The 12586-nt window shown below is 74.9% G+C and carries 13 protein-coding genes; 8 read left to right on the plus strand and 5 right to left on the minus strand.

Going from position 1 to position 12586, the window contains the following annotated elements; genetic code table 11:
- Positions 1-41 precede the first annotated feature (41 nt).
- From GA0070620_RS05775 to GA0070620_RS05785, 3 genes are all read left to right on the plus strand, one after another.
- Positions 42-788 carry a DNA alkylation repair protein gene (locus tag GA0070620_RS05775; RefSeq protein WP_091588909.1) on the plus strand — a complete coding sequence of 249 codons (747 nt, stop codon included), beginning with the start codon at positions 42-44 and terminating at the stop codon, positions 786-788.
- A gap of 60 nt (positions 789-848) precedes the next feature.
- Entirely contained in the window at positions 849-1424 is a 576-nt protein-coding gene (locus GA0070620_RS05780; protein ID WP_091588910.1) for a TetR/AcrR family transcriptional regulator, read from the plus strand.
- A 61-nt stretch (positions 1425-1485) separates the two neighbouring features.
- Complete coding sequence (locus tag GA0070620_RS05785) at positions 1486-2469, plus strand: zinc-dependent alcohol dehydrogenase family protein (protein ID WP_091588911.1); 984 nt, start codon at positions 1486-1488, stop codon at positions 2467-2469.
- A gap of 64 nt (positions 2470-2533) precedes the next feature.
- On the opposite strand, the gene GA0070620_RS05790 is transcribed toward GA0070620_RS05785, so the two are convergent.
- The 4 genes from GA0070620_RS05790 to GA0070620_RS05805 all read right to left on the minus strand — a co-directional run bounded on the left by GA0070620_RS05790 (position 2534) and on the right by GA0070620_RS05805 (position 6487).
- Positions 2534-3259, minus strand: coding sequence for a hypothetical protein (locus GA0070620_RS05790; RefSeq protein WP_091588912.1), 726 nt, complete (start codon positions 3257-3259; stop codon positions 2534-2536).
- Between the two features lie 118 nt (positions 3260-3377).
- Positions 3378-4469, minus strand: coding sequence for a winged helix DNA-binding domain-containing protein (locus tag GA0070620_RS05795; protein ID WP_091598104.1), 1092 nt, complete (start codon positions 4467-4469; stop codon positions 3378-3380).
- Positions 4470-4478: 9 nt separating this feature from the next.
- On the minus strand, positions 4479-5177 hold the full coding sequence (locus GA0070620_RS05800; RefSeq protein WP_157741540.1) for a hypothetical protein: 699 nt from the start codon (positions 5175-5177) through the stop codon (positions 4479-4481).
- Between the two features lie 152 nt (positions 5178-5329).
- Complete coding sequence (locus GA0070620_RS05805; protein ID WP_091588914.1) at positions 5330-6487, minus strand: hypothetical protein; 1158 nt, start codon at positions 6485-6487, stop codon at positions 5330-5332.
- 137 nt (positions 6488-6624) lie between these two features.
- On the opposite strand from GA0070620_RS05805, the gene GA0070620_RS05810 reads away from it, so the two are divergent.
- Positions 6625-6837: a hypothetical protein gene (locus GA0070620_RS05810; protein ID WP_197677676.1), complete on the plus strand. Its 213-nt coding sequence runs from the start codon at positions 6625-6627 to the stop codon at positions 6835-6837.
- Positions 6838-6876: 39 nt separating this feature from the next.
- On the opposite strand, the gene GA0070620_RS05815 is transcribed toward GA0070620_RS05810, so the two are convergent.
- Positions 6877-7812 carry an RNA polymerase sigma-70 factor gene (locus tag GA0070620_RS05815; RefSeq protein ID WP_091598110.1) on the minus strand — a complete coding sequence of 312 codons (936 nt, stop codon included), beginning with the start codon at positions 7810-7812 and terminating at the stop codon, positions 6877-6879.
- Between the two features lie 176 nt (positions 7813-7988).
- Between GA0070620_RS05815 and GA0070620_RS05820 the strand changes: the two genes are divergently transcribed.
- From GA0070620_RS05820 to GA0070620_RS05835, 4 genes are all read left to right on the plus strand, one after another.
- Complete coding sequence (locus GA0070620_RS05820; protein ID WP_091588915.1) at positions 7989-8474, plus strand: carboxymuconolactone decarboxylase family protein; 486 nt, start codon at positions 7989-7991, stop codon at positions 8472-8474.
- A gap of 164 nt (positions 8475-8638) precedes the next feature.
- Positions 8639-9949, plus strand: a complete 1311-nt coding sequence (gene nhaA, locus GA0070620_RS05825) for a Na+/H+ antiporter NhaA (RefSeq protein WP_091588916.1) — start codon at positions 8639-8641, stop codon at positions 9947-9949.
- A 108-nt stretch (positions 9950-10057) separates the two neighbouring features.
- Positions 10058-10948 carry an ABC transporter ATP-binding protein gene (locus GA0070620_RS05830; RefSeq protein WP_091588917.1) on the plus strand — a complete coding sequence of 297 codons (891 nt, stop codon included), beginning with the start codon at positions 10058-10060 and terminating at the stop codon, positions 10946-10948.
- The gene (locus GA0070620_RS05835; RefSeq protein WP_091588918.1) at positions 10945-12579 is read left to right on the plus strand and encodes an ABC transporter permease; all 1635 of its coding nucleotides are present in this window, start codon (positions 10945-10947) and stop codon (positions 12577-12579) included. The genes GA0070620_RS05830 and GA0070620_RS05835 overlap by 4 nt, the downstream gene beginning before the upstream one ends.
- Positions 12580-12586: the final 7 nt, after the last annotated feature.

Below are 12586 nucleotides of genomic sequence, written 5' to 3' on the forward strand. Positions count from 1 at the left end.
GCAAGGGTGCGGGCCGTCCCCCACGGGTAGGTTCGGCAGACGTGGCCACCAGCTCCGACGTACGCCGCGAACTCGCCGCCCTCGCCGACCCCGCGCGCGTGCCGGGAGTGAGCCGTTTCCTGCAGCTGGGTCCGGGTGGGTACGGCGAGGGCGACCGGGTCATCGGGGTCTCCGTGCCGGAGCAGCGGAAGGTCGCCGCCCGCTACTGGCGCGACCTGTCCCTGGCCGAGACCGCCGATTTGCTGACCGGTGAGGCGCACGAGGAGCGCCTGACGGCGCTGTTCGTCCTCGTGCGGAAGTTCGCCGGGGGCACCGAGGAGGAGCGGGGCCGGATCGTCGACCTCGTCCTGACCAACAGCGGCCGCATCAACAACTGGGACCTCGTGGACTCGTCCGCGCCGTACATCCTTGGACCCTGGCTGTTGGACAGGGACCGCAGCGTGCTGGATCGGCTCGCCGGTTCCGACCTGGTGTGGGAGCGGCGCACCGCCGTCCTGGCGACCTTCGCGTTCATCCGGGCCGGCGACTTCGCGTGGACCTTCCGCCTCGGCGACCGCCTGATGCGCGATCCGCACGACCTCGTCCACAAGGCCGTGGGGTGGATGCTGCGAGAGGTGGGCAACCGTGACCGGGCGGCGGCGGAGGCGTTCCTCGCCCCACGCCACCGGGCCATGCCGCGGGTGATGCTCCGGTACGCGATCGAGAGGTTCGAACCGGAGCGGCGTCGGGAGTACCTGGCCGGCACGGTCCAGCCGACGGGCGGCGCGACGGGCGCTCACTCCGCGTGACAGCGATCACCTGCGCACCCTTAATCGAACGGACTAGTCTGTTCGATTAAGGGAGGGATCATGGCCACGAAGACGCGCAGGACCACCACGGAGGAGCGGATCCTCCGCACGGCCGCGGGGCTGTTCTACGCCCACGGGCTGCGCGGCGTCGGCATCGACCAGGTCATCGCCGAGTCCGGGGTGGCCAAGTCGACGCTGTACGTCCACTTCCGCACCAAGGACGAGTTGATCGCCGCCTACCTGCGACGAACCGACGACTCCTGGATGGCACAGCTACAGGACGCCGCGGCACGCGCCGGTGACCGACCCGCCGAGCAGATCGTCGGGCTCTTCGACGCGCTGCTGGACGCGTTCGACCGGCACGGCTTCTTCGGTTGCCCCTTCGTCAGCGCGGCCGTCGAGGCGCCGCTGGACTCGGAGGCCCGCGCCATCACGGTGCGGCACACCGAACGCCGCCACGCGTGGCTCACCGCGCTCGCCGCGGGGGCCGGCGCGGTCGACCCAGCCGCGCTCGCCCGGCAGGTCGGGCTCCTGGTCGACGGCGCGCTGGCGTCAGGCCGGCTGCTGCAGGACCGGGCCGTGGTGGACGAGGCGAAGGCCGCCGCCCGGGCCCTCGTGGCCCAGCACACGGCCTGACCAGAGACCTGACGCACTCCCTCAGCTCCACCATCTCAGGCATCGAGAGAGAGGCGACGTGATGCGCGCGGTACTGCTCCACGAATTCGGCGGCCCGCTGACCCTTACCGAGATCGAGGAACCAGTGGCGGGGCCCGGCCAGGTGCTGGTCCGGGTCGCGGCCAGCGGCGTCAACCCCCTGGACACCAAGATCCGGGCCGGCAAGGCGGCGCACGCCCGGACCCGCCCACCGGCCGTGCTCGGCATGGACCTGGCCGGCGTCGTGGCGGCGGTCGGCCCGGAGGTCACGGGCTTCGCGCCCGGCGATGAGGTGTACGGGCTGACCGGCGGTGTCGGCGACCTCCAGGGGTCGCTCGCCGACTACGCCGCCGTGGACGCCCGCCTGCTCGCCCGCAAACCGGAATCACTCAGCATGCGTGCGGCGGCAGCATTGCCGCTGGCGGTCATCACCTCCTGGGAAGCGCTGGTGGACCGGGCACGGGTGAGCACGGGCCACCGGGTGCTGGTCCACGGGGGCGCCGGCGGCGTCGGGCAGGCCGCCATCCAGATCGCCCGCGCCCGGGGCGCCGCCGTCTTCGCCACCGGGTCCGCCCGGAGCATGCCCACCATCACCCGGCTCGGCGCGACACCGATCGACTACACCACCAGTTCGGTCGAGGAGTACGTCGCCCGGCACACCGGCGGCGAGGGCTTCGACATCGTCTTCGACACCGTCGGCGGCGCCACCCTCGACGCCTCCTTCGCCGCCGTCCGCACCTACACCGGTCACGTCGTCAGCGCCCTCGGCTGGGGTACCCACAGCCTCGCGCCCCTCTCGTTCCGTGGCGCCACCTACTCCGGGGTCTTCACGCTGCTGCCGATGCTGAGCGGTCGGGGCCGCGAGCACCACGGGGAGATCCTGCGCGCGGCGAGCGCCCTGGCCGACGCCGGAGGCCTGACGCCCGTCCTGGACGACCGACGGTTCACCCTGGCCACCGTCGCCGACGCCCACACCCTCGTCGAGAGCGGCACGGCCACCGGCAAGGTCGTGATCGACGTCGGGTGACACCCGTCGCGGTGCCGGGCGGGTGCGGGCCGCACCCGCCCGCGGTGGAGCGACGGCCCGCGGGTCACCGCCGGTCGGCGAAGGCGGCACGGGGGTCGAGGCGCCGGCCCGCCGCGTACTCCTCGTCGAAGGTCGCCGCACCGAGCGCCGCGGTGGCGGCGTCGCGGGCCGTGGCGAGGTCGGCCGCGTCGTCAGGGTCCGGCACCTGGCCGAGCGCCGCGAACGCGGCGTCCGCCACGCCGATCATCCGCGCCGCCCGCGCGTGATCGTCCTCGGCCACGGCGAGTGCCGCGTCCGCCAGGCAGACGTACGGCACGAAGTCGGCCCAGCCGTTGCCGAACACCCGCTCGCGGCTCTCGGCGAACAGCCGCCGGGCCTCCTCGACGTTGCCCAGACGCAGCTCGCAGAAGGCGAGATTGTGCGTCTCCGAGTTGACCGTCGCGGGCCGGTCCAGCGCCTCGTTGAGCGCGATGCTCTCCCGGTAGAGGTCCCGGGCGCGCAGCAGCTGGCCGGACATGCGCGCCACGGCGGCCAGCACGTGCCGTGGCCGCTCCTCCAGGCCACGGTCACCGGAGCGCACCGCGACCTCGAGGGCCTCGCGGGCACGGGCCTCCCCGCCGGCCAGGTCACCCGAGCGGATCGCCACCCGGGCGAGGCTGTAGCGGGCCTCCACCTCGCCGGCCGGGTCGCCGGCCGCCCGCGCCCGCTCGATCTCGGTCTCGCTCATCCGCACCACGGCGTCGGTCTCGCCGCGGCGGAAGGCGGCGCGGACGTCCTCGCTGAAGGTCATGTTTCCTCTCCTGCCGGACCACTCACGGCACGGGTGACCCGCGGTGGTCGCTGCCGTGTCCCGATGCCAGTCTCGCCGGCCGCGGACCGGTGGGGTGTGGCCGGGTCGAAGCCGGCCGTCAGTCGGTGATGTCGACGCCGGCGAGGGTGACGGCCCGGTGGGCGGCGAGGCGTTCGGCCTGGTCGGCGATGGCGGCGCGGGTGGTGGCGGGCAGGGCCTGCCAGGGTCGGACGCTCACCGTCATCGTCCGGCCCGACTTGCGGGGACGCCAGGTGCCGACCAGTTGACCGTCGGCCAGAACGGCGCCCGGGCGGCCCAGCACCGGCCACAACTCCTTGGCGTGCGCCGCGTGGGGCACCAGGGTCGCCCGGTCCCGGGCCTGGAGGAAGAGGTCGAACGGGCCGAGCAGGCGGGTGCCCGTGGCGTCACCCGCCGCCAGCGCTTCCTCGTCGGCGGCGAGCAACCAGCGCGTCTCGCCGTCGACCACCACCTCGACCACATCGTCGGGCCAGCGCGCCTTCACGTCCTTGACCGGCGCGTCGAGGAACTCGGCCACGTGCCGGGGGGTCGCCGGGCCGAGCAGGCGGAGGTAGGCGCGGACGAGGTCGAACCTGTCGCCGGCGGTGGTGGCCCGCCGGAATCCCGGGGTGCGCCGCAGGACCGGCGGGGACGTGTCGAGCTGAAGCTCCAGCCCGGCCCGCACGGCGGCCAACCGGAACGGCATCTCGTAGAGGTGGGTGGCGTCGCACGGTCGGCAGAACCGCAGATAGGGCTCGGGCATCACCTCGGCCAGCCGGCCGGAGACCACCCCCTTCACCGTCGGCTCGGTGACGATCGCCCGCATCCGGGTGGCCACCTCGTCGAGCGCGGCCAGGTTGGCGATGCCGGCCGCCTTTAACGGCCGGGCGGCGTCGTAGATGCGCTTGCCCGCGTCGGCCTCGGAGTAGGGCTCCACCGCGGCGGCCACCCGCCCCGCGTCGGCACGGCGGTAGAGGTGGGGGGCGCCGCGCACCGTCCACAGCAGGATCAGGTCCTCGTCGGGCACCGCCCTGGCGTCGACGCCGCGGACGGCCAGGGCCCACCGGCCGCCGTCGGGCCCGGTGTCCTGCACGCCGATGTCGAGCACCGCGGTGTCCGCCAGCGCCCCCTCGGCGCGGCACAACTGCTGGGCCCGCGCACGGAAGCTCATCACCTGGCGCTGGTCGACCACGACCACACCCTACGCAGCCCCTCCGACAGACGCCCGCGCCAGCGCCGGCACCGAACCCCGTTCCGGCCGTGGGGTCCGGTCCGGCGGGCGCGAAGCCGAACGGGCCGGGCGGTGCGGCCGGCCCAGCGGCGCCGGCCGCCACATCGCGTGGACGGTGACCCGGCCGTCGACCGGCAGGACGTGCCGGTGGGTGTAGCCCTGTCGCGCGAACAGGTCCAGGTCGCCGTCGGCGAGGACGTCGGCGTACGTGGGCAGGCCGAGAGTGTCCATGCACCGTTGGGCGCCGGCGACGACAGCGGCGGCACGTCGCGTCCGGTGCCGCCCGGGCACGGCCAGCAGGGCCAGGTGGTTGTGCGCCTCGGCGGGCCGGAACGCGGCGAGCGCCCGGTCGAGGCGCAGGAACCGATCCTGGTCGACGCCGCACATCGCGGCGAGCCGGTCGGCGTATCGGGCCGGGGGTGGCAACGGCCGGTAGCGGTGGAACCAGGCCGCCGCCGCCGTGCCGTCGGCCAGCAGGAACACGTCGCCGAAGAGCAGCGCGTGCTCGACCCACATGCGGGTCACGGCGGCGATGACCGCGTACCGGTGTCGCGCGTCCGGTACGAGCCAGGCGGCGAGCGCACCGGGAGCGAGGGACTCGGTGGCGAGGGCGGCGACGCGATCCAGGTCGCACCATCGTCCACGAACGACGGATGTCTTCACATTCATGGGTAACTCCAGGTCACCGTGGTGAGCGGGCGATCGGTGAGGCGGCCGGCGGGGCCGTGGTCGGGCACGGCGGGCCGGCGCAGGGCCACCAGGGGCCGTCAGGCTGACAGGTGTGCGGCTCAGCGGGCTCGCGGCGGGCGAGGGTCGACCGGTCAGGCCGGTCGGGCGCCCGGGCGGGGCCAGCGGGAGCAGAGCGTCCGGCCGTCGGCCGCCGTACGCGCCCGCGCGACCAGGGCGGGCGGCGCCCAGCACACCCGGGCGACGTCGGCGTCGACGACGTGGCCGGCAGCGGTGCCCTGCGGCGACCCGGCGCCGCTGGCTCCGGGGACCGGCGCGCGGTCGGCGCGCTGCCGGCTCGGGTCGTGCCCGTCAGCGCCGTGCGAACGCGCCGAGAAGCCCGAGGGCGTCGACGTCGCCGCCGGGCGGTGGGCGCTCCAGGCGGTAGCGCTCCCGGCGACCGGGCCGAACCGCGGAGCCGGGTCAGGGCTCCCGGGAGGTGGCGATGCGACCGGCACGTCCTGGGACGGCGGCCGAGCCTCGGGCAGCCACGGGTCGACGGGATCGGTCGGCCCAGCGGCGGGTGGCGGCACGGGTTGCGGGTCGGCGCGTGGGACCAGCAGGTCGGTCACCGGTTCGAGCGGTTCCAGGACCGGCGCCAGGGGCGCGAGGACGGGTGCCAACGCGCCGCCGACGGGCGCGAGGACCGGGGCCAGCGGCCGGACGGCCGGACCGACGAGGTCGGCCAGCGGGGCGAGCACCGTCGCGCGTACCGGCTCGGTGACGGGTCGCAGGGCCTCGGCCACCGGGGTCAGGAGCGCCGGCACCGGTCCCTCCACCCCTCGGCTCGGGGGCCGGTCCGCGACGCGCGCGGGTGCCTGGTCAGGGCGTGCCGGTGGCGGAACGGCCCGGTCCCGCGTGGGCCGGGCCCGGGACGTCGCCGTGTCGGGCCGAACCGTCGGCGTCGCCGTGTCCGTCCGGGAGGTGCGGGGCGTCGTGCTGGCCGGCGCTGTCGGCGCCGGCTTGCCCGGCCGGGCCGACGCGTGCGACGCCGGTGGCGCCGGCCGGCTCGCTTCGGGCCCGGGCGCGGCGGCGGGACCCGGCGCCGACGGCGTCACCACCGTGAGGACCGGGCCGAGAACCCCGCTGAGCACGTCGATCGCGGTGTCGACCACCGTGCCGGGTGGACGGTCGGCGGCGCGTGCGGCCGGGGCGGTCGCGGCCTCGTGGGCGGCCCAGGCGACGGCGGTGCCGGCGAGCAGGAGCCCGAGGCGCAGCGCCGCCGGTCTCCACCGTCCGCCCCGTCGAGTCATCCCGACACCCTTCGACGATCAGGGCCCGTACTCTACCGAACGCAGCGGAACGATCACAGTACGCCGCCGCGCGTCGCGATTCGCCCCTCCTCGACGTGCCGCGCGCCGGCCCCGGACCGTCGCCCTAGATTCGGGGCGTGCGCGACGAATGGGGGCTGACCCTGACCACCGAGATCGCCCAGCGGGTCCGGCAGTGGCGGGCCGACGGCTACAGCTGGCGGGCCGTCGCCGTCGGCGCCGACGAGACGTGGGGCACCGACAGCCGGGGCAACCAACTGTTCGGTGCGGACCTGTGCGACCAGAGCGCCCGGCTGCTGGGCGAGGATCCCGACGCCGAACCGTGGAACTGAGCCACCCGGCCCGTCGGGTCCCGTCACCGCGGGCCGCCCTCACCGGCGCAGGATGTTCTCCCCCGCCATGTGCGACAGCTTCTCGGGATTGCGCACGGCGTAGAGCCCGGTGACGAGGCCGTCGTCGATACGGACGGCCACGACGGTGTCGAGCTCGCCGTTCATCCGGAAGATCAGCGCCGGGTAGCCGTTGACCTGCGCCGAGGTGAGCGCGACGGTGCCGGCGACCCGATCCAGCCCGGCCGTCAGCAGGCGTACGACCTTCTCCGCCCCCACCACGGGGCGCAGCACGGCCTGCTTGATCCCGCCACCGTCACCGAGCAGGACGACGTCCGGGGCGAGGATGTCGAGCAGGCTCTGCAGGTCGCCCGTCTCGACCGCCCGCTGGAACGCGTCGAGCGCGTACCGGGTGTCGGCCGCCGAGACGACCCGGCGTGGCCGGCGCGCCGCGACGTGCGCCCGTGCCCGGTGGGCGATCTGCCGGACCGCGCTCGGGCTCTTGTCGACCGCTTCGGCGATCTCGTCGTACCCGAGGTCGAACACCTCGCGCAGCACGAACACCGCCCGCTCGGTCGGCGCGAGCGTCTCCAGCACCAGCAGCATCGCCATCGACACGCTGTCGGCCAACGCGACGTCCTCGGCCACGTCGGGTGCGGTCAGCAGGGGCTCGGGCAGCCAGGAGCCGACGTACGCCTCCCGGCGCCGACGGACCGTGCGCAGCCGGACCAGCGCCTGCCGGGTGGTGATCCGCACGAGGTACGCCCGCGGGTCACGGACCGTGTCCGGGTCGACGCCCGCCCACCGCAGCCAGGTCTCCTGCAGGACGTCCTCCGCGTCGGCGGCCGAGCCGAGCATCTCGTACGCGACGGTGAACAGCAGGTTGCGGTGGCCGAGGAACGCCTCGGTCGCGCTGTCCGGACGCCCGTCGCGGCCGGGGCCCCGGTCGTCGGGTCGGGTCTGCGCCGTGCCGGGCATGGTGGGCTCCTCTTCGCTCCGGGCCGGGTCACCCATCAGATGCCGACCGGCGGCCCGCTGTGACACCCGCATCGCGACCGGCGACGTGTCGCGCGTCACGTGACCGGGCTGTCACACCGCCCGGGTGGCCGGCATCCCATGGTCGTCCAGTGCACACGAGCAGTGAGGACGGAACGATGGACACCCGGTTCAACATGTTCGACAACGAGATCGCCGTCAAGTTCGCCAAGCGCTTCGCCAACGCCGGCCTGGTGATCCACCAGTCGCCCCTGCCGGCGTCGACCCAGGAGCTGGTGTCGCTGCGCGCGAGCCAGATCAACGGCTGCGGCTGGTGCATCGACATGCACACCAAGGAGGCCCTGGCCGCCGGCGAGACCTCGGTCCGGCTCCACCTGGTCGCCGCCTGGCGCGAGTCGACCGTGTTCACGGAGGCGGAGCGGGCCGCGCTGGCGCTCGCCGAGGAGGGCACCCGGCTCGCCGACGCCCACCAGGGCGTGTCCGACGAGACCTGGGAGCAGGTGCGCAAGCACTACGACGACGATCAGATCGGGGCGCTGGTCGCCCTGGTCGCCCTCATCAACGCGGCCAACCGGCTCGCGGTGATCGTGCACCAGCGCGGCGGCTCCTACGAGGTCGGGGCATTCGCCAACTGGTCGAACTGAGCGGATCGCGGCGCGGCCCGGTTGACGCCGGGCCGGGCCGGACGCTCGCCACTGCGGGCCGCACTCCCACGGCGCGTCATGATCGCGCATCGGATAGTGTTGAGCCAGGTGTGCCGGGAAGTCTGGTCGGCGGTCCCCTCGTCGACCCCACTGGAGGCATCCTGATGGCCACCCCGCCCGGCAGCCGCACGCCACACCTCTTCTCCCGTGGCAGTTGGCCCGAGGTTCGGCGGGTCGGGGACATTCTGCGCACGGAGACCGTCGGCGGGCTCCTGCTCCTGGCGGCCGCGGTGCTCGCGCTCGCCTGGGCCAACTCGCCGTGGTCCGAGGGGTACCGGGCGCTGAGCGACGCCGAGGTCGGGCCCGCCGCCCTGCACCTGGACCTGTCCCTGGCGGCGTGGGCGGCCGACGGTTTGCTGGCGATCTTCTTCTTCGTGGCCGGGCTGGAGCTCAAGCGGGAGTTCGTCGCCGGTGACCTGCGCCAGCCACGCCGGGCGATCCTGCCGGTGGCCGCCGCGCTGGGTGGCATGACGGTGCCGGCCCTGATCTACGTGGCGTTCAACGCGGGAGCCGGCGGCGACGCCCTGACCGGTTGGGCGATCCCGACCGCGACCGACATCGCGTTCGCCCTCGCCGTGCTCGGGGTGATCAACACCCACCTGCCGGCGGCGATGCGGACCTTCCTGCTGACGCTCGCGGTCGTCGACGACCTGCTCGCCATCGTGATCATCGCCATCTTCTACACCAGTTCGCTGCACTTCCTCCCGCTGCTCGGGGCACTGGTCCCGCTGGCCATCTTCGGCCTGCTGGTGCAGCGCCGAGTGCGGTCCTGGTGGGTGTTGCTGCCGTTGGCCGCGGTGACCTGGGCGCTCGTGCACGCCTCCGGGGTGCACGCCACGGTCGCCGGGGTGGCCCTCGCCTTCACCGTGCCGGTGCTGCGACGCACGCCCGGGCCGGGGCCGGGGCTGGCCGAGCACTTCGAGCACCGGTTCCGCCCCCTGTCGGCCGGTGTCGCGGTGCCGGTGTTCGCCTTCTTCGCCGCCGGTGTCTCGGTGGCCGGGGCGGGCGGGCTCGGCGCGTCGCTCACCGACTCCGTGGCGCTCGGGGTGATCGTCGGGCTGGTCGTGGGCAAGGCCGTCGGGGTCTTCGGTGCGACCTGGTTGGTGCAGCGGTTCACCCGGGCCCGCCTGGCCTCGGGCCTCGCCTGGTGGGACGTGCTCGGGTTGGCGCTGCTGGCCGGCATGGGCTTCACCGTGTCCCTGCTGATCGGCGAACTCGCGTTCGGCGCCGGCACGGAACGCGACGACCACACCAAGATCGGGGTCCTGCTCGGGTCGCTGCTGGCGGCGGTGCTGGCGGCCGTCATCCTGCGCGCCCGGAACCGCCACTACCAGCGCATCTGCACCATTGAGGAGCGGGACACCGACGCCGACGGCGTGCCGGACGTCTACGAGGACCAGACGACCCGCGGCTGAGCCCGCCGGCGCACCTTCCGCCCTCGTCGTCCGACGCGTACGCTCGTCACCGGTGTGCCGGGAAGTCTGGTCGGCGGTCGTGTTCGCCGTCGATCAGGAGTGCCTCCCATGGCCGTCGCCGCCATCCGCACCGTCGCCCTGACCAAACGCTACGGCTCCGTCCACGCGCTGGACGGGCTGGATCTGACCGTGCCGGCCGGGCAGGTCTTCGGTTTCCTCGGCCCGAACGGCGCCGGCAAGTCCACCACCATCCGGCTGCTGCTCGGTCTGGCCCGCCCGACCGCCGGCCGAGCCTGGATCTTCGACACCGACGCCGCGGACGTGGCGGTGGCGCACCGATCGCTCGCCTACGTGCCCGCCGACGTCGCGCTCTGGCCCTCCCTGACCGGCGCGGAGATCCTGGAGCTGCTGGGGCGGGTCGGGCCGGGCGTCGACCGGGCCTACCGGGACGAGTTGGTCGAGCGGTTCGCCGTGGACCTGTCGGTGCCGGGGCGGGCGTACTCCACCGGTAACCGGCAGAAGGTGGCCCTGATCGCCGCGTTCGCGACCCGCGCTCCCCTGCTCGTGCTCGACGAACCGACCAGCGGACTGGATCCGCTGATGGAACGGGAGTTCCAGGCCGCGGTGGCCCAGGCCCGCGACCGCGGTCAGACGGTCTTCCTCAGCTCCCATCAGCTGGCGGAGGTCGAGGCGGTGTGCGACCAGGTGGCGATCCTGCGCGCCGGCCACCTGGTCGAGGTCGCCCCGGTCGCGCAGCTGCGCCGGCTGCACCGCAGCCAGGTCGACGTCGGCTTCACCGGCACGCCACCGGACCTGCGCGCGGTCGCCGGCGTCGACGCCGTGGAACAGGTCGGGCCCGGGCAACTGCGGTTCACCCTGACCGGCCCGCCGGCACCGGCGCTGCGCGCCCTCGCCGACGCCCAGGTCCAGGCGGTACGGATCACCGAGCCGACGCTGGAGGAGATCTTCCTCGACTACTACACCCGGGAGTCCCGGTGACCGCCGTCGACGCTCCCGCGCCCGGCGGCGTCCGACTCAGCGGACGTGCCGGCGGGAGCGCGGTGACCGCGCTGGCGTGGCGCCAGGTCCGGCGGGGCGGCCTGGTCGTCGCCGCGGTCGTCGCCGGGATGTCCGCGATGGTCGCCGCCACCTACGCGAGCACCGTCGGCGACGCGCTCGACGCCGCCGCGCTCGCCGCCCTCGCCGAGAACCCCGCCATCCGCACCCTGTTCGGCGAGCCGATCGCCCTGGGCGACCCCGGCGGGTTCACGGTGTGGCGGACCGGCACGGTGCTCGCCGTGCTGCTGGGTGTGTGGGGACTGCTCACCGCCACCCGGGTCACCCGAGGCGAGGAGGAGACCGGTCGGTGGGAGCTGCTGGCCGCCGGACGGGTGCCGGTCGCCGGGATCGTGGCCCGGCACCTGGCCGTGCTGGCCGGCACGCTTCTGGCGGTCGGTCTCGTGACCGTGGGCGCGCTCGTCGCCGCCGGTACCGCCGTTCCGGGTGCCCTGCTGCACGGCGCGTGCCTGGCCCTGGTCGGGCTCCACTTCGTCGCCGCTGGCACCCTCGCCGCCCAGGTGTTCCCCACCCGCGGGGCGGCCACCGGCGCGGCGGTCGCGCTGCTCGGGACGGGCCTGCTCGCCCGGATGGTCGGTGACGGGGTGGACGCGCTGGGCTGGCTCCGGTGGCTGTCCCCGTTCGGACTGGCCGCGCTGGCCCGACCGTACGCGTCCGACCGTGTCCTGCCGCTGGTGGCGCTCATGGCCACCACCGCCGCGCTGGCCGTCGCCGCCGTGGTCGCGGCCGGGCACCGGGACGTACGCGGTGGATGGCTGGCCGCCCCGTCGGCGCGCGCGTCCCGCCGGTGGCTGCTGGGGTCGGTGCCGGGTTTCGCCGCCCGACGTCTGGCGCGCCCCCTTCTCGGCTGGGCGGCCGGGGTCGGCTCCTACTACCTGCTGATCGGTCTGCTCGCGGTGTCGATGACCGAGTTCCTCGCCGCCAACCCCCGATTCGCCGACCTCGCCGCCGAGGCCGGGTTCGCCGGGCTCGGGTCGGTCGAGGGTTACGTGGCGGCTCTGTTCGCGCTGCTCGCGATCCCGATCGCCGTCTTCGTCGCCGTTCGCGTCGCGGCCACCGCCGCGGACGAGACCGGTCGCCGCCTGACGCTGCTGTACGCCCAGCCGGTCACCCGGGTTCGGCTGTTGGTCGCGGAGGTCGCCGTCACCGGCGTGGGCGCGCTCCTGCTCGCCGTCGGGGCCGGCCTGCTGACCTGGGTGGGCTGCGCCGTGGTCGACGCGCCGCTGGCGCTGGACGCGGCCCTCGCCGGCGCCGTCAACGTGCTGCCGGTCGTGCTGCTCTGCCTGGGCGCGGCGGTGCTCGCGTTGGGCTGGGCGCCCGGCGCCGTCACGGCCGTGGGAGCCCTGCCGGCGGCCGGCGGGTTCCTCCTGCACGTCCTCGCCGACAGCACCGGCGCGCCACCCTGGGTCGGTCGTCTCTCGCCGTTCGCGCACCTCGCGCCCGTCCCGGACCTGCCCCCGGACTGGCCCGCGGCGGCGGTCATGCTGGCCACGGCCGCCGCGCTCGGGCTGCTCGGTGCGGCCGGCTACCGGCGACGCGACCTGCGCGGCTGAGAACGCT

It is taken from the genome of Micromonospora krabiensis (assembly GCF_900091425.1).
Lineage (GTDB): Bacteria > Actinomycetota > Actinomycetes > Mycobacteriales > Micromonosporaceae > Micromonospora > Micromonospora krabiensis.